The sequence below is a fragment of the Chryseobacterium panacisoli genome (genome assembly GCF_008274625.1).
Classification (GTDB): Bacteria; Bacteroidota; Bacteroidia; order Flavobacteriales; family Weeksellaceae; genus Chryseobacterium; species Chryseobacterium panacisoli.
Window position 1 is genome coordinate 2080435 of the sequence record NZ_VTRU01000001.1, and the last position, 19497, is coordinate 2099931.

At 32.4% G+C, this 19497-nt stretch carries 26 protein-coding genes; 25 read left to right on the forward strand and 1 reads right to left on the reverse strand.

Annotated features, from left to right (window positions below):
- Positions 1 to 219: 219 nt before the first annotated feature.
- The 7 genes from FW781_RS09255 to FW781_RS09285 all read left to right on the forward strand — a co-directional run bounded on the left by FW781_RS09255 (position 220) and on the right by FW781_RS09285 (position 5689).
- A complete protein-coding gene (locus tag FW781_RS09255) occupies positions 220 to 1014 on the forward strand; it encodes a GLPGLI family protein (protein ID WP_172625691.1) in 795 nt (264 codons plus the stop codon).
- Positions 1015 to 1540: 526 nt separating this feature from the next.
- The gene (locus FW781_RS09260) at positions 1541 to 1906 is read left to right on the forward strand and encodes a hypothetical protein (protein ID WP_149387133.1); all 366 of its coding nucleotides are present in this window, start codon (positions 1541 to 1543) and stop codon (positions 1904 to 1906) included.
- A 332-nt stretch (positions 1907 to 2238) separates the two neighbouring features.
- Positions 2239 to 3006 (forward strand): DUF6602 domain-containing protein, encoded by a 768-nt coding sequence (locus FW781_RS09265; protein ID WP_149387134.1) that lies wholly within the window; start codon positions 2239 to 2241, stop codon positions 3004 to 3006.
- Positions 3007 to 3331: 325 nt separating this feature from the next.
- Positions 3332 to 3874 (forward strand): hypothetical protein, encoded by a 543-nt coding sequence (locus tag FW781_RS09270; protein WP_149387135.1) that lies wholly within the window; start codon positions 3332 to 3334, stop codon positions 3872 to 3874.
- A gap of 26 nt (positions 3875 to 3900) precedes the next feature.
- On the forward strand, positions 3901 to 4350 hold the full coding sequence (locus FW781_RS09275; protein WP_149387136.1) for a hypothetical protein: 450 nt from the start codon (positions 3901 to 3903) through the stop codon (positions 4348 to 4350).
- 22 nt (positions 4351 to 4372) lie between these two features.
- Entirely contained in the window at positions 4373 to 4951 is a 579-nt protein-coding gene (locus tag FW781_RS09280) for a hypothetical protein (protein ID WP_149387137.1), read from the forward strand.
- A 96-nt stretch (positions 4952 to 5047) separates the two neighbouring features.
- On the forward strand, positions 5048 to 5689 hold the full coding sequence (locus FW781_RS09285; RefSeq protein ID WP_149387138.1) for a hypothetical protein: 642 nt from the start codon (positions 5048 to 5050) through the stop codon (positions 5687 to 5689).
- Positions 5690 to 5716: 27 nt separating this feature from the next.
- On the opposite strand, the gene FW781_RS09290 is transcribed toward FW781_RS09285, so the two are convergent.
- On the reverse strand, positions 5717 to 6064 hold the full coding sequence (locus tag FW781_RS09290; protein WP_149387139.1) for a winged helix-turn-helix transcriptional regulator: 348 nt from the start codon (positions 6062 to 6064) through the stop codon (positions 5717 to 5719).
- Positions 6065 to 6145: 81 nt separating this feature from the next.
- Here FW781_RS09290 and FW781_RS09295 point away from each other — a divergent pair, with 81 nt between their 5' ends.
- From FW781_RS09295 to FW781_RS09380, 18 genes are all read left to right on the forward strand, one after another.
- A complete protein-coding gene (locus tag FW781_RS09295) occupies positions 6146 to 6655 on the forward strand; it encodes a dihydrofolate reductase family protein (protein ID WP_149387140.1) in 510 nt (169 codons plus the stop codon).
- Between the two features lie 203 nt (positions 6656 to 6858).
- Complete coding sequence (locus tag FW781_RS09300) at positions 6859 to 8031, forward strand: Kelch repeat-containing protein (protein WP_149387141.1); 1173 nt, start codon at positions 6859 to 6861, stop codon at positions 8029 to 8031.
- A gap of 41 nt (positions 8032 to 8072) precedes the next feature.
- Positions 8073 to 8516 carry a hypothetical protein gene (locus FW781_RS09305; RefSeq protein ID WP_149387142.1) on the forward strand — a complete coding sequence of 148 codons (444 nt, stop codon included), beginning with the start codon at positions 8073 to 8075 and terminating at the stop codon, positions 8514 to 8516.
- A 45-nt stretch (positions 8517 to 8561) separates the two neighbouring features.
- Positions 8562 to 9041 (forward strand): ecotin family protein, encoded by a 480-nt coding sequence (locus FW781_RS09310; protein WP_149387143.1) that lies wholly within the window; start codon positions 8562 to 8564, stop codon positions 9039 to 9041.
- A gap of 28 nt (positions 9042 to 9069) precedes the next feature.
- Entirely contained in the window at positions 9070 to 9480 is a 411-nt protein-coding gene (locus FW781_RS09315) for an SMI1/KNR4 family protein (RefSeq protein ID WP_149387144.1), read from the forward strand.
- A 244-nt stretch (positions 9481 to 9724) separates the two neighbouring features.
- The gene (locus tag FW781_RS09320; protein ID WP_149387145.1) at positions 9725 to 10525 is read left to right on the forward strand and encodes a hypothetical protein; all 801 of its coding nucleotides are present in this window, start codon (positions 9725 to 9727) and stop codon (positions 10523 to 10525) included.
- A gap of 202 nt (positions 10526 to 10727) precedes the next feature.
- The gene (locus FW781_RS09325; protein WP_149387146.1) at positions 10728 to 11273 is read left to right on the forward strand and encodes an SMI1/KNR4 family protein; all 546 of its coding nucleotides are present in this window, start codon (positions 10728 to 10730) and stop codon (positions 11271 to 11273) included.
- Positions 11274 to 11280: 7 nt separating this feature from the next.
- Positions 11281 to 11940 (forward strand): DUF2461 domain-containing protein, encoded by a 660-nt coding sequence (locus tag FW781_RS09330; protein WP_149387390.1) that lies wholly within the window; start codon positions 11281 to 11283, stop codon positions 11938 to 11940.
- A 36-nt stretch (positions 11941 to 11976) separates the two neighbouring features.
- Positions 11977 to 12552 (forward strand): hypothetical protein, encoded by a 576-nt coding sequence (locus tag FW781_RS09335; RefSeq protein WP_149387147.1) that lies wholly within the window; start codon positions 11977 to 11979, stop codon positions 12550 to 12552.
- A 13-nt stretch (positions 12553 to 12565) separates the two neighbouring features.
- On the forward strand, positions 12566 to 13123 hold the full coding sequence (locus FW781_RS09340) for a hypothetical protein (protein ID WP_149387148.1): 558 nt from the start codon (positions 12566 to 12568) through the stop codon (positions 13121 to 13123).
- Between the two features lie 67 nt (positions 13124 to 13190).
- Positions 13191 to 14159, forward strand: coding sequence for a hypothetical protein (locus tag FW781_RS09345; RefSeq protein WP_149387149.1), 969 nt, complete (start codon positions 13191 to 13193; stop codon positions 14157 to 14159).
- Between the two features lie 49 nt (positions 14160 to 14208).
- Positions 14209 to 14850 (forward strand): hypothetical protein, encoded by a 642-nt coding sequence (locus FW781_RS09350; protein WP_149387150.1) that lies wholly within the window; start codon positions 14209 to 14211, stop codon positions 14848 to 14850.
- Between the two features lie 75 nt (positions 14851 to 14925).
- Positions 14926 to 15468 (forward strand): hypothetical protein, encoded by a 543-nt coding sequence (locus FW781_RS09355; protein ID WP_149387151.1) that lies wholly within the window; start codon positions 14926 to 14928, stop codon positions 15466 to 15468.
- 38 nt (positions 15469 to 15506) lie between these two features.
- Positions 15507 to 16028, forward strand: coding sequence for a hypothetical protein (locus FW781_RS09360; RefSeq protein WP_149387152.1), 522 nt, complete (start codon positions 15507 to 15509; stop codon positions 16026 to 16028).
- Between the two features lie 10 nt (positions 16029 to 16038).
- Positions 16039 to 16524, forward strand: a complete 486-nt coding sequence (locus FW781_RS09365; RefSeq protein ID WP_149387153.1) for a hypothetical protein — start codon at positions 16039 to 16041, stop codon at positions 16522 to 16524.
- 131 nt (positions 16525 to 16655) lie between these two features.
- Positions 16656 to 18266, forward strand: coding sequence for a serine hydrolase (locus FW781_RS09370; RefSeq protein WP_149387154.1), 1611 nt, complete (start codon positions 16656 to 16658; stop codon positions 18264 to 18266).
- Positions 18267 to 18395: 129 nt separating this feature from the next.
- Positions 18396 to 18779, forward strand: a complete 384-nt coding sequence (locus FW781_RS09375; protein ID WP_149387155.1) for a 5-carboxymethyl-2-hydroxymuconate Delta-isomerase — start codon at positions 18396 to 18398, stop codon at positions 18777 to 18779.
- A 42-nt stretch (positions 18780 to 18821) separates the two neighbouring features.
- On the forward strand, positions 18822 to 19325 hold the full coding sequence (locus tag FW781_RS09380) for a DinB family protein (protein ID WP_149387156.1): 504 nt from the start codon (positions 18822 to 18824) through the stop codon (positions 19323 to 19325).
- Positions 19326 to 19497 lie beyond the last annotated feature (172 nt).

Genomic DNA, 19497 nt, shown 5'->3' on the forward strand with positions numbered 1-19497 from the left:
GAACCGGATAAGTAAGATTAAATGCACATGGTAAATTAATATACTAACTGTTCTACTTTGTGGAATGGTTTTTTGTTTTATTATGGTTTTCCGTAAAGGAAATAGTATATTTAACAAATAGATAACCAAAACAACACTGTCGCAATTTTATACACTGCATATTGACGCAATACGTAAATTTGGATGTTAGCAGGAATTTTAAACAAACACTCGTCACAAATGAAATTTATTATATTTTTTCTTGGAATTTCTACATTTTGCTTCTCGCAAAAATTCACTTTTATTTACGAAACAAAATACAGACTAAATTCAGAAAAACCAGATGATGTTAATTCCGATAATATGATTTTGGATTTAAAAAATAATACTTCAATTTTTAGAGATTCACAAGACAAAAAATCTGATTCAGTAAAGTTGAATAATGGAAACGGAAGGTATAAAATGGGTGTTGAAAACCAATTCTATATCAAAAAGAATCTAAATCAAAAAAGAATTGAAAAAGTAATAACTTATTTGGGAACAGATTATCTTCTTCCCATTGAGGAAATATTAAATTGGAAAATAACTTCCGAACAAAAAATGATTGGAAAATATAAATCTCAAAAAGCCGAAACAAATTATGGAGGGAGAAACTGGATTGCTTGGTTTACTACAGAATTACCTTTCAGCAATGGTCCATATGTTTTCAATGGTTTACCGGGGTTGATTGTTTCTATTCAAGATTCAAACAATGAATATTCATTTAATTTGATAGAAGTCAAAAAAGGCGGGAATATTTTTGACGCAGGTACAAAACCAATAAAAATTGATTGGGAGAAATATGAAACACTTGCAAAATCATTTTTTAATGATCCTTATGATATAAATACAAAAGTGGCAATGGGAAAAACAGTTACATTTACCAGCCCGAATGGTATTGTAATGGATATTTCAGTAAAGACTAAAGAAATGCAAAAAAATATTTTACAAGAAAATAATCCTATTGAATTAAATCACAAAATAAACTACAAATAAAAACTTCCTCCAACATTGTATTAGTAAAATGTGGAAAAAAATGCAAAATAGAATAAAAAAGACAAATCCCAGCTCTTGCTAGGATTTTTTCTTTACTTCTATTTCTTTTACAAATTCGTATTTCTCTTCCAAAATCGGCTGTTCTGGCCAGAAGTCTTTTGGAGAGCATCCCAAAGCTTTTGATACTAACTGTGTAAGTTAAAAAGTTGCCCTTGAAAATGCAGATTCCGTATCAAGAATGCTTCTTACTACTGAATGTGTTATCACTGAAGTAAAGAGCGCTGAACCAGCTATGTCAATGGGTGGGTGGAATGCCAGGAATGATGTAACGGTCAGCGACCGAGGCAAATTAATATACTAACCGCTCTACTTTTTGTAGAGCGGTTTTTTGTTTGGATACGGTTTCCCGTAAGGAACAAATATTCCAATATGTTAACTTGCCATTCAAATTTGAATAGTAGAATAATGAAGTATAACAAATCTATTCAGATAATTAATCAATTTTCATAAATTAAAATAGCATTAAATGACACACTCAGTATTGACGAAAGTTACTAACAAAATCTACAAGGGGCAAAAGTTTTATATGTATAAAAATACAGAACCTAAAATAACAACTCTGACAGAAGTAGAGGCAATAAAACTTAAGGAGTTACTTGACAAATACCCCAATATTTTTACAGAAACAGAAGTTATTCCTCGAAGTAAACAGGAAATAAAGTTACTACTACCTGAAGATTTTTTGGAACAAGATGGACAACCACTAACTTTTGATTTTGGACATGTCGAAGAAGACTGTACGGATTTACTTGATCAATTAGAAGATAATTTTGACGATGCAATAATAGGGATAGATAGAGAAGAAACGGTAAAACAAACGTTTAAAAATTAAAAACTTACTATAAATGCGAATTTATAGAATGATAGTTAATGTGACATCAAATTAACCACTTATCTAAGTTAATAAGGGTGGAATGCCAGGAATGATGTAACGATCAGCGAACGAGATAATTAATATAAACCGTTCTGCTTTTTCGGATCGGTTTTTTCATTGTATTATTTTTTTAATTATATTTGAGTCAACTAAGTAAAACCGTGAAAACATCATCAATTAATTTTTATGTACTTCTAGAAATTTTTTAAAAGATTTGCGGTTGATTTCCATAGTTATAATTTGGTTGTAAAACTGCAAATCAAAAAATAAATAATATTAGAAAACTATACATGACTGAACCAATTTTTAAAGAAGAGGAAAAAGTAATTCTTTCAGCAGTCGACAAAGCAATTGCATCGTCAAAAAACTCTCAGACTATTGGAAGAAATGGCGAAATACCGTTAATCACATTTTTAAATAATTATTTGCCACCAACTTTAAAAGCAGTTTCAGGTCATTTCCTAACACCAGATAAATTAAGATCTCCACAAATTGATATACTAATTCTTGACAGCCGATATCCTTTACTAGGTTATAATGCAGATGGAACAGTTTTGGCTATGGGACACGCTGTGCTAAAGATAATTGAGATAAAAACAAATCTTACCAAAAAAGATCTAATAAAAACAGAATCGAACTTTTCTAAAATTCGGGATTTACTTAGTACAATATGGCCCGGTGAAATGGGAATTTGGTCAAGTCCTGAATTTATTTTAGTCGCATATCGAATTTCGACTAAATTGACGACTATTGAAGATGCCTATTTTTCAACTTGCTTACCTTTGACTAACCATTTTGACATTTCTATTATTAGAAATGATTCTAAAAGTGATTCAGGTAGTTTAGTCCATTTTGAACCACTTGGGGAAAGTTCAAGTGCTAAACTTTATAAAGAATATGAATCCATAATTAAGGACAATCATATTTTAACTTGCATTCAAGAAAGAACACCTTTAGCCGATTTTTATTACAATCTTATTCAGAATTCATACTACCGACTTGACGAAAGGGGGTATTCTCTTGGAGATATCGGAGCTCATTTTATGGACTACCTATAATGGACAGCAGTAAAAAATAAACACCACTCCACAAAATCTACCGACTTTGCGCAAAAAAATAAATAATCCAAAGTCAGGAGAATTCGGATAACAAATGCAAGCACATCATCTTTTAACCTGAATAAAATACCCTCACTCCCCCATTTCCTATCCCCAACTTTTACTTATATTTGTTTCTATAACGTACACAAATATGCAAAACAAAAAAAATACATCAGGGAAGAAATATCAAGCGTTTTCGTGAGATAATGACAAAGCTGATGTCTTTGATTCAGCAATAAAAAGCAAAAATAATAACCTCACGTTCAAGAAACTTATACTCAAAATGAAATTAAACATTAAACTTTTCTCCATCTTTATTCTTCTTCTGGCTTCCATCTCTTCATTTGCCCAAAAGAAGACTCCTTTTCAGATCAATGGAGAATTATTTGAAATTCCTGGAAAATGGGAATATAAAAATCAACTGAAACAATCCGGACAATTTCATTTAAGCAATAAAGACGAAAAAATAAATTTGCTGATTTCAGTAAGAAAACCTGAAAAATTTGAATTTTATAAAGAAGGTATAACAGAAAAAGAATTGCTGAATGCATTTTACAAGTGGGAATATGATTACTGGGCCTCTTCAACCGGAGTGAAAGCTGAAGTTTCCGAAGTAAAGCGAAACGAAGAAAAAAATTATATTATCTGGAAAATTATCATAAAAGATAAATCTCAGGATGTTAGTAAAGACAAGACTTCATATTTACTATATGCCGTTAGAAACAACAATCTGATCTCATTCAATTTAACAAATAATACAGATAAGAAGAATCCATTAACTGAAACGGAATCGGTTGAACTTCTTGAAAAAACCTATTCGAAATAAAAAACAAAACTAATAACCAACCCCTCATGAAACTCTATACTTTAATAGCAGTACTATTCTTGCTATCTTTCAGTTGCACAAAAAATAACCAATACCGTGTCGGCCAGGAATGGAATTACAAAACCCGTCCCACAGAAAAAAGCTCAATCCTTAAAATCCTAAAGATTGAAGAATATCCTGAAACCGGAAAAGTGATTCATATTTCCATCAGTGGTTTGAAGATGAAAAATCCTTCAAGCCCTACTGGATTTGCAGAATACATCAGCCATCTTCCTATTTCAGAAGAAGCTTTAGACAAAAGTGTCACTAGCCTGAAAAATAAGACAGGCAAAAAACCAGATTCCCTTGAAATGGACGGCTATTCTTACTGGAAAAAAGATTTTGACAAAGGAAATGCCGGGATATTTACCATTCCCGTTTCTGAGATTGTAAGTACAATGGAAAGATCTATTGTCGCAGGAGATTATACCAAATAAAAACTTTTGTATATTTTCATCGATGAAAAACTTTACACTGCTATTATTTTGTCTTGTACTTTTATTTTCCTGTGATAAGAAAAATGATGATGGCAAAACTGAAAAGCCTAAACCTGTTCTGATCAAAATAGGATACTACCCTACGTTTCATCTTCCTGCTGAAACGATCTTAAATTTTAATGAAAAATATTTGATTTTTTACAGCCCGGTTTCTTATAACCCACCACCTCCATCAAAGGAAAATGGAGAAAAATGGAGTACCGAAGAAGAGAAAGAACATCTGGAATACCTCAATGAAATGCCGGAACTGCAACCTTTTAAAATTACACTATCAGAAAATGATATCGATCGAATTCAACGAATATCAGGCTCCTTCACTTCAGAAGATTTTAATGATAAAGATTTAAAACCCGCAATGGATGGGATGTCAACAAACATTATCATTGTATACTCCAATGGAAAATTGGTTCAAATCAATCCTATGAACGCTCCCAATGAAAAGCAAAGGGCATTATATGGAGAGATTTTAGATCTCCTCATAGAAAAGAATACGAATAAGAATAATGCTGTTATTTTACAGAAAATAAAAGGATATCACTGATTGATAGCCATTTTGCCAGTTCTACCTCTACAGATACTCTCTCATGTTAATTTAATATCTAAATTTGGATGTTTGTAACAAAAAAACAAATTAAGAATGAAAATTAATTGCAACAAATGTAAAAATGAAGTTATTACTATCAACTTTTCTGAAGAACAAAAGCTTGATCTTTATATTTTGATGCAAAACGATTTAAAAGTATTTATTGAAAAAAAATTAATTGACGAATTCAATTTAGACAAAAAGGAAGCAAAAATTATTATTCAACATTTAAACAATAGAAATGGCAGATGTGCAGAATGTGAGTTTGAAAAATTGAATGGAGAATATATTGAATGTCCAAATTGTGGTGCTTTTAATTATAATCTTAATGAACCAATGTTTAATTTAGAATTTTGCAGTCATTTAGAATGGTCTCTGGATTTTAAAAACATTGAAAATGAAAAGATAAAATATTATGCTAAGACTTTTTGGTGTGATGGTATAAATCATTTACCAGAAGACACAAAATCTTTACTTTATCATAATATTGAAAACAACAAGCAAATCATAACAAAAGCCTGGATTGGATATGGTGGTGATGAAATTTATGAAATGAAAATCAAGTTTGGGAAAAAAGCTATAGAAAATTATAAAAATAATAAAAGTTTAATCGAATGCATTCCTGGAAATAATGAAAATCCGAATTGGATAAAGTTATTTATGGAGGATAAAAAAATTGAAATTCAATTAAAATAAATACTATAACTTTTTAATTATATACAATCACTTCTCATTTATCTTCTTTCTATGCTTCAAACCAAAATTAATTAAGGCATTGACAACATCTTCAGTTTCTTTGGCGTGTGCAGTAAGTGCATAAGAAACGGTAACAGGTTTCGTTTTATTAACCGTTCGGGTGATCAGTAAATTATCTTCCAGTTCCTGCAGCTCTTTGGAGAGAACTTTTGGGCTTATTCCCAGAGCTGTCTCCTGCAGGTCTTTAAACCGCATTGTTTCATAATGATACAAATTATGCAGAATACAGAATTTCCACTTACCGCTCAATAATTCAATGGCATCTTTAAGGGCCAATATTTTTTCTTTACTGATGTCATTTTTTTTAGTACTCATACAATAGTTACTTTCCAACAGGTAACGGATAGTAAAGGTAAAGTTTCTTTCAGATAATTTTACACTGTAAAAAAAATTAAAATGAAAGTAACAGTAATTGCAAACATTTCAGCTAATGGTAAAGTATTATTATCCGATCATCCACATCATCAGCTGCCGCCAGAAGCAATGGAGTTTTATGTAGAATTCGCAAAAAAAGTGGGAAACCTTGTCATAGGCCTGAAAACTTTTGAAAATTTTTTAACCTTCCCACAGGAAGTCAAAGAACATTTCAACGGAATAGAAATCGTAATACTCTCTGAAAAATCTTACGCATCAAAAGGCTACAAGACTGTTAAAAGTCCCGAAGAAGCTATTGAATATATGTCAGAAAAAGGTTTGAACGAAATGGCAGTTGGTGGTGGAACAGGTACTTTTAATGCCTTTATAGACAAAGATCTGGTAACGGACATTTATTTTAATATTCATCCATTAATCACAGGAATGGGTGGTATTTTAGGAAACAACAGTGAACTGAACTCAAAATTTAAACATACAGAATATAAACTTAAAGAGGGTTTCATTCAACTGCATCTAACCAAAGAAGACTGAATAGCAACGATCTAAAAAAGGTGGATATAGTTTTAGATATATTCTGGACGAAAAAAATATCCTTATATGAACCGAAAAAACCTCATCAACTTTTTCCTATCTTTAAACCACGATTATTCTCTTAAAGTCCGGTATTAAAAAAATAAATAAACCTGAATCACTGAAAAAAAAGCAAACAGAACCCAACACTAAAACTCAGACCCTTGAAAACAAAATTATTATTCCTTTCATTTTTGGGCTCACTGCTAGCTCATGCACAAACCCTCCATTTTAAAAATCTCGCCAATATGTCTGTAGGCAGAGGGGCTGCTGCCAGTGTAATTGTGGATGATAATATCTATGTGAGCAATGGATATCAGGACAAGGGTGGCAATGCCAATTATATTGAGAAATATAATATTACGGATAACAAATGGAGTGTTCTCAATACTACTCTCCTTTCCAAAAAATTTGCTAATTCTGAGACTTACAATAATAAAATTTATATTTTTAACGGTTGGGGAAACAGCCATCTTGAAATTGTAGACCTTGAAACCAATAAAGTAACGAAGGGCGCTGTGAATCGTTCCTACACAGGAAATGCAGGTTCTGCCATCCATAACGGCAAAATATATGTATTTGGCGGCAGCGGACTGAATGGAGTGGCAACTACAGTCTTTTCTAATAGATTCCAATATTATGATATTGCTTCAGATACATGGCATCCATTACCCGATATGCCCACAGCCAGAGAAGCAAAGGGCAAAATTGTGAATGAAAAGCTTTATGTCATTGGTGGTTTTAACGGTACTTCATCCCGACTGATCAATGTTTATGACCTCAACACTAATCTTTGGACCAATCAATATACGATGCCTGCTGGTATATCCGGGCACTCATTAGCCGTATCCGGTGACAAAATTTTTATTGCTGGAGGGTATAATAATCAAACTTTTCTCGCCTATTTTGATACGACAGCCAATAAATTCCATCAGCTATCATCCAATATGATTCCCAGAAGACATGCTGCATTGGAAGCATATAACAATAAATTATACATCATCGGCGGAAGTACAACGTCTGTCACCAAATCAGCGATTAAAAGCATACAGGTTGCAGATATCAGCGACAGTACACTTGCTAATACAACCACCGACAACCCTATAATGGAAACAAAAGTTTATACCAATTCGGCCAAAGACGGTTTTATCATCAGTAATAAAAATAACAGCAATCAGTTTGAATTTACCGTTTACTCTGTAGATGGAAAGGTGATCAGCAAGGGTTTTGCCTATTATAATAAAACGATAGATCTATCCAGAGTACCACGTGGGAACTATATTTTTAGTTTTAAAAATGAGAAGGGGGTTTTGCAGCAGATTAAAATTTTCAGATAATAATAACTTACAGTCATCTAGTAAAAACTACAATGATTAAAATGAATTTAAATTTTAGCAGTGCTAAAATTGATGAGGCAGTTAGACAAAACTCAAAAAGAAGTTCAATGATACTGGATTTAGCCAACACAGCATCGTTGCATACTGATGGAAAATTATTCTTTGGCAGGGAATTTAAAAATAGAATTGAGCTTGCAAGAATAAAAACTCCTATCACTTCAATCCTTCCTACCTTCATTATTGTTTTTAAAAAGAATAATCTTCAAAATCCTAAATTAAGATTAAGCTTCCTGGGATACTTTTGGTTCTCAGTTCTCACGTTAATATTTTTATTGGCGATCATTAAAAAAATTATGGACCCTGATTTCCAAGGGGATCTTGGATTGGCTATATTTTCTGTACTATTTTTTTACTCACTATTCGCAATAGAACTTTACTTTACAAAAAAGATTTTTGAGAGACTCAAACTAAGAATCAGAGAGTAGATTTATGACGTCCTCGAATAAAATACGATACAATAAAAAACGACTATGAAAAATGTAATACTTTTCTTTTCTATTTTATACTCATTAAACATGTATTCACAAGAAAAGCCCAATTATCCTGAACCTGAAAAAGGGATGAAAAGAGTTGATCTTAAACTTCCGAAAATTGAGAATGATAAAGAATATAAAGTTGAAATAAGATTTGGAATTGAAATGAATATTTCTGAATGCTCCGAGATTAATGATTTTAGTTTTAATATTAAGAATTTAGAAAAAAGGTATGGAATATCTCCTTCCAGATTCCCCTATTACGTATTACCGAAAGAAATACCTACGGACGTACTTACTTTTTACAAATCTAATTGTGATAAAGCCAAGACCGTAAAAAAGAAAGTAGTAAGCTCACAGAATATTTTACAAGAATATAACGGGCATATTGCAATTCCGTTCTATATTCCTAAGGATTGGACTCTGGAATACAGGCTGTGGAAGGTAAATTCTGAATTTAAAAATGCAGAGCTTTAAAAACATTTTAAACTAGAATAATAAAAGGATGAAATCTATTTGGGTTGATACTATTATCAACAAGTGGATAAATGAAAATATAAAACTTAATCTACCTGCAGCACCAGAATCCATTAAAGCAGCGGAAGAAATTATTAACTTCCGGTTTCCAGATGATTTTAAAGAATTTTACTTAAAATTGGACGGATTTACAGATTGGGACTGGACAAAGAATATGTTTTCTATCTGGCCACTAGCGAGAACTTTGGAGGAGTACCATAACGAGAGTGATAAGAACTTTATCGTGTTTGCGGACTATCTGATTAACGCCCATCATATCGGTTTTGTGAAAGGAAAAAAAGGAGTGTTTAAAAATTGTGGTGAAATACCTGAGTTAATCGCAGATACTTTTTCAGAAGCAGTATTTCATATCATTTCAGATGCCGATATTTTGTATTGATATAAACCCTGCTGATGTGCTAAACCTAATAAACTACCATTTTGAAAACCAAAAAACAAACCTGCCCCAAATATATACTTGCCTTGAATATTTACAAAAAAACTTAGCTAGAAACCAGAACAGTTTTTTATAAAATCTACCACAAAAGGGTTATTGACAGCTAAGCTCATACTGAGTAATTTTGATTATTAAATGTTTTATCTCCAACATTTAGAAAAAAAAACTAACCATAAAAACTTGTATTATGTTATCAAATACCGGAACCGTTTCATTCTATCTGTACCTTTTCTTTATTGTGATAGGTTTACTATCTATTTTTATAGTCTATTATCTGATAAAAAAAGGAACTCTGGACCCTGATAAACTTGAGAACTTTTTAACCTATTTTAAATGGGTGATCATAACTCTTGCTATCAGTACTGTCACTTTAATTGTAACGGATCTCTTTAAAGAGAGGGATCAGGATATTAAAGAACTTCAGTATTTCGATAAGTATGTAAATGATGTTAAAAACGAAGAACGTCCGCTGGTAAGGCTTCAGCTTGCAAAATACCTGTCTATTGTTGCCCCAAGCGGTGAAATGAAAAAATCGTGGACCAATTATTATGATACGATTAAACGGGAGTATAAGGAGTATATAAAAGCACAAATAGACTTGAAAAAAGATTCTGCGATCAAAAATCCAACTCCGGATCAATTAAAACAAAAAGAAGAGAACCAAAGAAAGGTGGATTTATTTGAGACTCCATTATCCAGTACTACCAATGAGAATAATGCGGAATGGTTTATTATAGCTGCCGGAAATACAGATATAGATGGGGCAAATATAAACCTTGAAAAAGCGGTTAAGATTAATCATAATTCAAGCATTATTAAAAAAGGAGGTTCATTCAGAACTGTTCTTATGGGGTACCCCTCAAAAATTGAAGCTGAATCCCAATTACAAAAAGTCAGAAATGAAGTCAATCCGATGTCATATATTGTCCGAAAGGCGACCTGGTGCAATACCATTGAAAAGGGCAGCGAGTGTCTGATCTGTAAATAAAAAATATTGAAATAATTTTTCACATACCGTTCTGCTTTTTACAGAGCGGTTTTTTTTATTTTTATAAGGGAAAACTTCATTCTAAATAGCACCAATGAAAACGAGTATTTTCCCCTCTTTCATTTTTTATCCCTCTTACTTTCTCCTATATTTGTTTCAACAACGATCTGATTAATGATGACGACATAAAACCAAACAAAATATGGCAACAAAAGAAGAATTCTGGGAAAGAAAAAGGAAATTAAATGATGATTTTTTCGTGATGGGATCTCTGGCAAATCCGGCAACCGAAGAACAGATTACAAAGTATGAAGAAAGCACAGGTTTTACACTCAGCGAAGATATTAAAGACTTTCTGACGACATTCGGTTCCTTAATTTTTGAAGTTAAAGAAGAAATATGGAAACGTCCCAGCGAATTTGATGTTCTTCCGGCCTGGAAATTCGGATACGGCTTTTTTGTATATGGTCTTTCTCAGGATGAAGAAATGCCTTCATGGATGGGGTTTGCAGAAAAACATGCCGAAGCTCTTGAGTATAAAGAAAAACCTCTGGGGCAGCTATTTTTCAAACGAAGCGGAAATCTGTACAGAGCCTATACGGACAATGGAATCGTAAAAATAGAGTACGACAAATATGACGAGGAAGATTATGAAGTATTTGACGGAAATATTTACGATTTTTTAATCAAAGAAATTGACAAGTTAGAAGAAGATTACAAAGAATATATCAATGAAGGAAAATCCTGATCCGAATATGAAAAAAACATTTGAATTTCTTACCCAGCTACAGAAAAACAATAATCGCGAATGGTTTGCCAAACACAAATCCGAATTTGATGACATTGTAAAAGAAAACAAAATTCTTTTTACTCAGATCTATCATGAACTTCAGGAGCATGATCAGCTCAAGGGAATCCATATTTTCAGGATTTATAATGACGTCCGTTTTTCCAAAGATAAGACACCATATAAAACCAATTTTGGTGTTGGATATTCCCGTTCAAAGCCTATGCTGAGAGGCGGATATTATATTCAGATTGAACCCGGCAACAGTTTTGTGGGAGGTGGCTTTTGGGGCCCGGAAGCCAAGGATTTACTCCGTATCCGTAAAGAATTTGAAATCAGCAGCACTGAAATTGAAAAAATTATCTCTGACAAAACTTTTGTAAAACATTTTGGAGAGCTCAAAGGAGATTCTGTAAAAACAGCTCCACGAGGATTTGATAAAAATCATCCGGCTATAGATTTAATCAGAAAAAAACAATTTCTGGTCATGAGAAAATTTACCGATAAGGAAGTTTTATCTGATAGTTTTCAAAAAGAAGCCATTCTCACTTTGCTTGCCATACGCCCTTTTTTCGATTATATGAGTGAAATTCTGACAACAGATTTGAATGGAGAACCTTTGTTCTAAAATTCAGTTATACTATATTTAAAAAACTAAAACCCCATGAAACCTATCTTCCTATTGCCTTTTTGTGTATTGCTCTCAGGTTGTCATTCATCAAATAAAACGGAAACTATCAATCCGAAACATACATTTGAATTTGTTAAGGAGACGGATTCAACATCTTTTATACATTGGACTAACGGAAAAAGAACATTCAAATCTTCAACCTCTGTTAGTCACCATTATCTGGATCACAAAACATCTTTACAATGGAGCAATGATAACTATATGTGCCTGAGACATCCCAATGGAAGCGACACATGGACAGATTTAATTTTGCCGCTTACGAATAATGAAGTCAAATTCTATGAAAATACGTTGGCCTATGATAAAATAAATGGTATCGTTATCTATGAAACAGATTCTCCCCCTTACAAATTAATTGCTGAAAATATTCCGGGAAAAGAAAAACAGTTCCTGGGAGAAAACTGGAAAAACTGCTCAAGCCTGTTTCCTCATTATTGTATTGACAGTATATATATTGAAAATAAAGAGCTTTATGTAAATTGGGTGACCCCTAACAAAATCGACAATCCCCATACAACGGAAGTGCAAAAAATTAAATTGAAGCTTTAAACAGTAACCCGCCATGAAAAATATCCCCTCATTCATTGTTATTGTCTTTATTGTATTAAACTGTTCTGACAATTCATTAAAAACAAAATCAATGGATTTTGGTAGTTTTAAAGTTCAGGCTCCCAAAGACTGGAGCAAACTGAAAATGGATGTTTATGATAGCAACGCAGGAATCATCGTCACAAAAAATAATGATTCAATTTTTTATGATTATGGACCTTATTCAAATCCATTAGAAGAAACTTCAGCTACAATTATTAGCAAAGAAGAATTGAAGGAACTCTTAAAAGTGAATCCAAAAGCTGATACAACAGAATTTATTGTCATCGATGAAAATTCAAATAGGGAAGATTTCATCAAAAGTAAAATAACCTATAAAAAAATTGATGGTTATAAAGCAAAAATATTAGAACCCAAAAAGATCGGAAAAGGAATGACAGGAGTTTATATTGACAGCCTAAAAACCGGATCCCTGGGAAAAATAAGATTTAATTTATATGGAATAAACCTGAATAAAGAAAGCCAGACAGAGCTTCTGGAAGCCATTCAGACCTTGCAGTTTCCAAAATAGTATTTGGGGTATAGAAAAAATTCCGAATTCTAATTTTTTGTATTTTACATCCAACTAAAAACAACCCATGAAAATAAAAATCGTCCTACTGCTTCTATTCATCATCAACACTGTAACAGCACAAGTCAAAGAGAAAATAACCATTCCGAATGGAGTTGTTTATAACTATGCTGATGATAAAATAAATGAAAAAGCAAAAAAATTACTTACTGAAAGTCTGACGAATACAACCAATGATGATTTGTTGGGAAATAATTTAATCATAGGACCCACACTTTGGAAGAGATTTAAAAATATTGAAAGCTTAAAAAGTATTCCGGACAGTGTAATTTTTCATATTGACGATATAGAAGTAGAGGGGAAAATGTCTAAGAACCTGAAAGATTCCAAAAAGATTTGGGAAGAAGTAAAAAAAGAAGTTTCAGGAAAATATCAGATCCGAAAAGCCAATGAAGATGAATTAAAATATTATTGGTCAACCATTTCATTTGATATTGAAGAACCTTTATTTATTCTGCAAACAGAAAACCATTATTATATTATAAACTTTATAAAGGAAAAGCTGAAATTATTCTGGCTGGATGAGTTTCCCAATAAAAACACCTATAACAATCCTATTGACAAAGGAACATACAAAACAGAAGGAACGATCAAGACTTATAAAAATGGAAATGAAGTGTATATTACTGATAAAGGCAATAAAGAAACCAAACTTGAGAAAGTATTATTCTTGACTAGTGATCAGGAATTACAGACCAATGCTTCTGTTGAGGATATGAAATCTGTTATCGAAAAAACGAATAGAATTTTTGAAAGTTTATTTAAAAACTCTAAAAAAGAAGGAAAAATAATGGTTCAGTTTGAGTTAGGAAAAAAGAAAAACGAAATTCAGTTTGCCGTTAAGGATGATCTGGATTTAGAACTCATGAAAGAATTTGAAAAACAGGTTAATAAAGAAAAATATCCGCATACAAAGAAAGACACTATAAAATTTCAGCTCATTTATAAAGTCAATTCTTACAATGATACGGAATAAAATCTCACCACTTTTTGTAATTTAGCCACAGAAAAACAATAAAAAACTCATGAAATCTTATATTTTATTTTGTCTTCTTTTTATTTTTAACATCGCTGCAGGGCAGGAAAAAGAATATCAATCTATAAAAAAGGGAGATTTTCCTGAAGGTGTTTATATGACGCTGGAAGATGTTCTGAATAAAAAACCGTCTTCCACTGAAGAAGTATATTTCAAAGCCTGTGAAAAATGTGATTCTCTTGATCTGCCGGAAAAGGCTTTTTTCTACTTTAAGCAAAAAAATAAAAGAGTTAAAGTTCCTCTGGCTGTATCGCATAAAGGAGAAATGTATTTTCAGACCTACAGAAAATATACCAATAAGAAAGACAACGGATATGACCCGGACCAATATTCAAGGTTTTGTAAAGTGATCAACTATGGACGATTCATTTATTTTGAAGAAAATATGAAAGGCTTATGGTCAAAGGCATTCTTAGGCGCATTAAGTCCTCTTACCTACTCTATCAATGGAAAAACCAAAGGCATTGTTTTAGATCTGGACAACAAAGAATTTAATATTCTGCAAAATTGTGAAGATTTGAATGATTTCCTATCCAAACATAATATTCCGGAAATTCAATGTAATTCAGAAACCTATACCATTGCAGATCTGAGAGCAAAAATTGAAGAAATCAATCTGCCGTACCGCTAGCCTGCTGTACCGGTTTACATTGACAATATATTTAAAGCCGTTCCGTTTTAAGAACGGTTTTATTACTTTTAGCTGATGAAAAAAACGCTCACCTTACTCTTAACTTTTCCATTTATTTTTCTGACAGCTCAGGATAATGATAATGCATGTAAATATATTTCCGAAGAACTTAAAGAAAAACCTTTGGAATGCATTGACAAATCAACATATAAAGAAAACGATGAAGTCTATCAGATTTTCAAATGGTCTGCATTTAAAGACAATTATTTAATCAGAATTGAACACACTGGGAATAAATATATTCTTGTCAAAAAGAAAATATTTACAGGAGAATATGATCAGAAGACAGGTGAAAAAATAGATTCAAGGTTTACAGTTCTTGTACAGAAAAATTTCACTCAAAAGCAATATGTACAATTTACGAAGTTGTTATCTGAAAACCATTTTTGGATCAACAATGACTATGATGTTCCTTCAACATGTACAGATGGGAGTGGAATATTTATTCATGCCCTTAAGAAAAATAGTTTTCTGAAAATGAGTAATGGCAATTGCTCTCCCAAACACGAGTATTTAAATACTTTATATCAAAAAATAACGGAACTGTTTAATCTATAAAGAAAGGATGTTGATAGAAATAATAATGAACTCAAAAAATGAAAAAGATCATTGCCCTCACCACTGTTATCTTAATTCTTACCCTTTATAACTATCCTATTTTTGACGACAAAAAAATCACATTTGCTGTTATTTTTCTTTGCTTTGTTATGATCATATTTTCGGTAGCAAAACTGTATTCTTCTGATGAAAAAGAAGATTATGATTCAGTTGAAAAAGAAATGGACAGGCTGCATGAAGATAATGGGATATTTGAATATACAATCGATGGATTTTACTTTAAACAAAAAAATATTACAGAGTTTATAAAATGGGATGAAATTATTTCAATATATTCTTTCCGTATTCCATCTCCATTCAGTGAAAGAAAACAATCCGGGCTGGAAATTATTACCGAAAGAAAAAGCTATGAATTTGATTATAATGTAACCCCGGGAATCGTAAGGCTTACCGATCAACTTTACAACTATCTTCCGGACTGGGAAGAAGATTCACCCATGGAGATAAATAATTTTGGTCTTGAGAAGACAAAGTTGTATGAAAGAAAACCTTTACAGTAATCGATCAGACATGCCAGTCATCCTTGAAATTAAAAACAAAACCAATTGGCTGCTCGCCTTTGTAACAAGTGTAGGCTTACTCATTTTGTTTTGTATAATTCTTATCATCGTCTCTATTGGATTTCTCCAACCTGCAGGTTTCATCTCTTTCGCACTTCCTTTTGCTGCCTTCTTTATTTTTATTCTGGATATCTGGTTATGGAATAATTTTGGAAAAACAGTTCTTACTATGAATCCCGAAAGCCTGACTGTACACTATAAAAACAAATTATTCACAAGTCCTAAAACTTATCTGAAAGAAGAAATAGATCGTATTGAAACGGAAAATTTTGAAGTAGAAAGGCATCAATTGGGGGTCCGTTACCATTTTTCAATAAGTGGTTCAACCTATTCTGTTATTTTTATACAAAAAGACAGCGAAATAAGAATCGTAGACTGGATCACGAAAGATAAGGCAGATGAAATTGCAGGTGAATTAAAAAAAATGTGGTATTAAAATACAAGGTATATGTAATACGAGTTGCTAAAGCATTTAATTAAAATTCCTCCAATCCCTCATCTTCAAAAATATTTCTATTACCCCATGTAATATTATAACACTTAAAAGTGTCTTATTTAAAAAATTACATGAAGTCTATTTTAACCTGCATTATTTTAGTGCTTGCAGCAAGTCCTCTTTTTTCTCAGAAATCCAAAAAACTGGAACAGTTATTCTCAACGTATGAAAAAGCCGGCTTGTTCAGCGGTTCTGTTCTGATTGCTGAAAAAGGAAAGATTATTTTTGAAAAAAGTTACGGCTATAGAAATGCGCCTAAAAAACTTAAAAACACCAATAACAGCCTTTACCGGGTTTTCTCTACCACAAAAATGTTCACTGCAACAGTTCTTTTTCAACTGGAAGAACAGGGAAAATTATCTTTGAATGACAAACTTTCAAAATATTATCCTGACTTTCCGAAAGGAGACAGCATCACTTTAGCCAACCTGCTTTCCCATACCTCAGGAATTCCCAATGATACCAATTCTGAGTATACTGTAGATGAAGAAACATTTTTTAAATATATTTCCGCAAAACCATTGAATTTTTCACCTGGTAAAGATTGGGATTATTCCAATTCCGGCTATTATATTCTCAGTTATATTATTAAAAAAGTGACCGGTCTGAATTATGATAAAGTGATAGAAAATAATATACTAAAACCCCTGAAAATGGATCACAGTGGATTCAACTTCAATACTGTTACCGATGAAAATAAAGCATTCGGATATGAATTTTTATCTGATAATAGTTCAAACGAAGCATTACGTTTCAAAACCGATCATCCTTTTGGAGCAGGGGCCATGTATTCTACTGTAGAAGATCTTTTTAAGTTCAATGAAGCGCTGAAGAATTACACGCTCCTGAAAAAAGAAACAACTGATAAAGCTTTTACTCCTTATCTTAAAGATCATTACGGATTAGGCTTTCAGATTTCGACTGTTTTTGATAAAAAACGGGTAGGTCATGATGGCGGCGGGCCAGGTTACAGAAGCAGATATTACAGAATTTTGGAAGATGATATTTGTGTGATTGTAATTTCAAATTCAGAATTATCACACACCGATTTTATTTTTCCTCTGGTAGAAAAAATACTGTACAATAAGCCTTATACCATTCCAGCCATTGCAAAAGTGAGTGTGGAGGATTTAAAAAAACTGGAAGGAGTTTATTCCACTGAAAATTCAAATTTTTATATAAACAGCGCTGATGGATTTCTGGTTTTCAAAGAAGGCAGTTATCCTAGAAACGCCTTATTGCCAAAAAGCAAAACATCATTTCAACTGGATGATAAATTTACCTGTACATTTAAACCTGATCAAAACGGAAAAATAGATACTATTGTTATTCAGTTTTGGGATGGAACGGTGAAAACAGCTAAAAAAAATAAACAAAACCTTTCCTGGGGAATCATAGGAAATGCTACTCCTAATGGTTGGGATGGAAAAGATATCCCACTACAGACAAATCCCAAAACCCCGAATATTTATTTTCTGAAAAACTATAAACTGAATAAAGGCGATTTAAAATTCAGATTTAATAATGATTGGGGATACAGCCTCGGACTGAATAATGATAATAAAAGTCTTGCCTTTGATGCATATGCCTTCCCAATCAATGAAGACGGATTTTATGATATTGTTCTCGACATGACCAATGCAGTGAAACCAACTTTCAGTATCAAAAAATCAGTTCAATAAAAACAGCAATTACGTAGTAAAAAAAGTATCTTCAACCGCACTGTTTCGAGTGCGGTTTTTATTTTTAATATCCGTTGATATTTTTTATTACTTTTATGTCACACAAAACCAAACCACAAAATATAATCTATGCCTCATTTTATTATAGATTGTTCACAGGATATTCTTCAGCTGAGAACGCCCGAAGAATTAATGGATGCACTATATGAAACTGCTGATGCAACGGGCCTGTTTGCTCCCAACGATATCAAAGTCAGACTTAAGCCCTATCAATATTATAGATTAGGTATTCAGAAAAAAAACTTCCTGCACGTCTTCGGATATATTATGGAAGGCCGTACTCCAGAACAAAAAGCCCATCTTTCCAAACAGATCTGCACCAAACTTTCTGAATTGCTGGCTGATATTTCTTTTCTTTCTGTAAGTATTAATGATTTTGAAGCCGCTACATACAGTAACAAAGCTCTCATTAATTCTGAAAACACAGATAAAGACCCGCATTTCGGACTCTGATATCTTCTTTTTTTTAACCAACACCAACTAAATACTAATATTATGAGCTTAAAAACATTAGTCAACAAAAGCGTACAGTACAATAATTGGGTAGTCAACAAATATATTGACTGGTTATCCACAAAGTCTGATGAACAACTTAATCAGGAAACAATTTCAAGTTTTCCCACTATCCTAAAAACTTTACACCATATCTGGCAGACCCAGGAATACTGGTGGAGTCACATTTCTGAAAAAAATGATTTCGATTTTACTAAAACTACAGAAACTACGGATAAAGAAGATGTTTTCAATGCTATTAAAAACAATTCACAAAAGCTGGTAGATTATGTGGAAAGCCTCACTGAAGACGATCTTTCAAAGAATGTAAAGATAGAGTCTCAATGGTTTCAGTGTGATTTTTCAAAATATGAATACATTCAGCACGCCATTCTTCACGGGACTTATCACAGAGGGCAGATCGTAACGATGGGACGAAATATCGGAATAACAGACGCTCCTATGACAGATTTCAACTTCTGGAATATTTATAAGGATAAGCAGTAATATTATCCGTTTTGTGGATAAGTCTGATAAAGAATTTCAGAACCTCAGTATAAACCTAATTAAATCACTGATTTTAAATAATTTAAATTAAAAACATCCCGTTATCCACATCTTGAAAAATTTGTGGATAACTTTTCATACTTCAATATACTTCTGTGGATAGACTATGGAT

Bases quoted from the DNA above. Each gene is read 5' to 3' on its own strand.
- FW781_RS09255 (WP_172625691.1), top strand. From the start codon at position 220: ATGAAATTTATTATATTTTTTCTTGGAATTTCTACATTTTGCTTCTCG.
- FW781_RS09260 (WP_149387133.1), top strand. From the start codon at position 1,541: ATGACACACTCAGTATTGACGAAAGTTACTAACAAAATCTACAAGGGG.
- FW781_RS09265 (WP_149387134.1), top strand. From the start codon at position 2,239: ATGACTGAACCAATTTTTAAAGAAGAGGAAAAAGTAATTCTTTCAGCA.
- FW781_RS09270 (WP_149387135.1), top strand. From the start codon at position 3,332: ATGAAATTAAACATTAAACTTTTCTCCATCTTTATTCTTCTTCTGGCT.
- FW781_RS09275 (WP_149387136.1), top strand. From the start codon at position 3,901: ATGAAACTCTATACTTTAATAGCAGTACTATTCTTGCTATCTTTCAGT.
- FW781_RS09280 (WP_149387137.1), top strand. From the start codon at position 4,373: ATGAAAAACTTTACACTGCTATTATTTTGTCTTGTACTTTTATTTTCC.
- FW781_RS09285 (WP_149387138.1), top strand. From the start codon at position 5,048: ATGAAAATTAATTGCAACAAATGTAAAAATGAAGTTATTACTATCAAC.
- FW781_RS09290 (WP_149387139.1), bottom strand. From the start codon at position 6,064: ATGAGTACTAAAAAAAATGACATCAGTAAAGAAAAAATATTGGCCCTT.
- FW781_RS09295 (WP_149387140.1), top strand. From the start codon at position 6,146: ATGAAAGTAACAGTAATTGCAAACATTTCAGCTAATGGTAAAGTATTA.
- FW781_RS09305 (WP_149387142.1), top strand. From the start codon at position 8,073: ATGAATTTAAATTTTAGCAGTGCTAAAATTGATGAGGCAGTTAGACAA.
- FW781_RS09310 (WP_149387143.1), top strand. From the start codon at position 8,562: ATGAAAAATGTAATACTTTTCTTTTCTATTTTATACTCATTAAACATG.
- FW781_RS09315 (WP_149387144.1), top strand. From the start codon at position 9,070: ATGAAATCTATTTGGGTTGATACTATTATCAACAAGTGGATAAATGAA.
- FW781_RS09320 (WP_149387145.1), top strand. From the start codon at position 9,725: ATGTTATCAAATACCGGAACCGTTTCATTCTATCTGTACCTTTTCTTT.
- FW781_RS09325 (WP_149387146.1), top strand. From the start codon at position 10,728: ATGGCAACAAAAGAAGAATTCTGGGAAAGAAAAAGGAAATTAAATGAT.
- FW781_RS09330 (WP_149387390.1), top strand. From the start codon at position 11,281: ATGAAAAAAACATTTGAATTTCTTACCCAGCTACAGAAAAACAATAAT.
- FW781_RS09335 (WP_149387147.1), top strand. From the start codon at position 11,977: ATGAAACCTATCTTCCTATTGCCTTTTTGTGTATTGCTCTCAGGTTGT.
- FW781_RS09340 (WP_149387148.1), top strand. From the start codon at position 12,566: ATGAAAAATATCCCCTCATTCATTGTTATTGTCTTTATTGTATTAAAC.
- FW781_RS09345 (WP_149387149.1), top strand. From the start codon at position 13,191: ATGAAAATAAAAATCGTCCTACTGCTTCTATTCATCATCAACACTGTA.
- FW781_RS09350 (WP_149387150.1), top strand. From the start codon at position 14,209: ATGAAATCTTATATTTTATTTTGTCTTCTTTTTATTTTTAACATCGCT.
- FW781_RS09355 (WP_149387151.1), top strand. From the start codon at position 14,926: ATGAAAAAAACGCTCACCTTACTCTTAACTTTTCCATTTATTTTTCTG.
- FW781_RS09360 (WP_149387152.1), top strand. From the start codon at position 15,507: ATGAAAAAGATCATTGCCCTCACCACTGTTATCTTAATTCTTACCCTT.
- FW781_RS09365 (WP_149387153.1), top strand. From the start codon at position 16,039: ATGCCAGTCATCCTTGAAATTAAAAACAAAACCAATTGGCTGCTCGCC.
- FW781_RS09370 (WP_149387154.1), top strand. From the start codon at position 16,656: ATGAAGTCTATTTTAACCTGCATTATTTTAGTGCTTGCAGCAAGTCCT.
- FW781_RS09375 (WP_149387155.1), top strand. From the start codon at position 18,396: ATGCCTCATTTTATTATAGATTGTTCACAGGATATTCTTCAGCTGAGA.
- FW781_RS09380 (WP_149387156.1), top strand. From the start codon at position 18,822: ATGAGCTTAAAAACATTAGTCAACAAAAGCGTACAGTACAATAATTGG.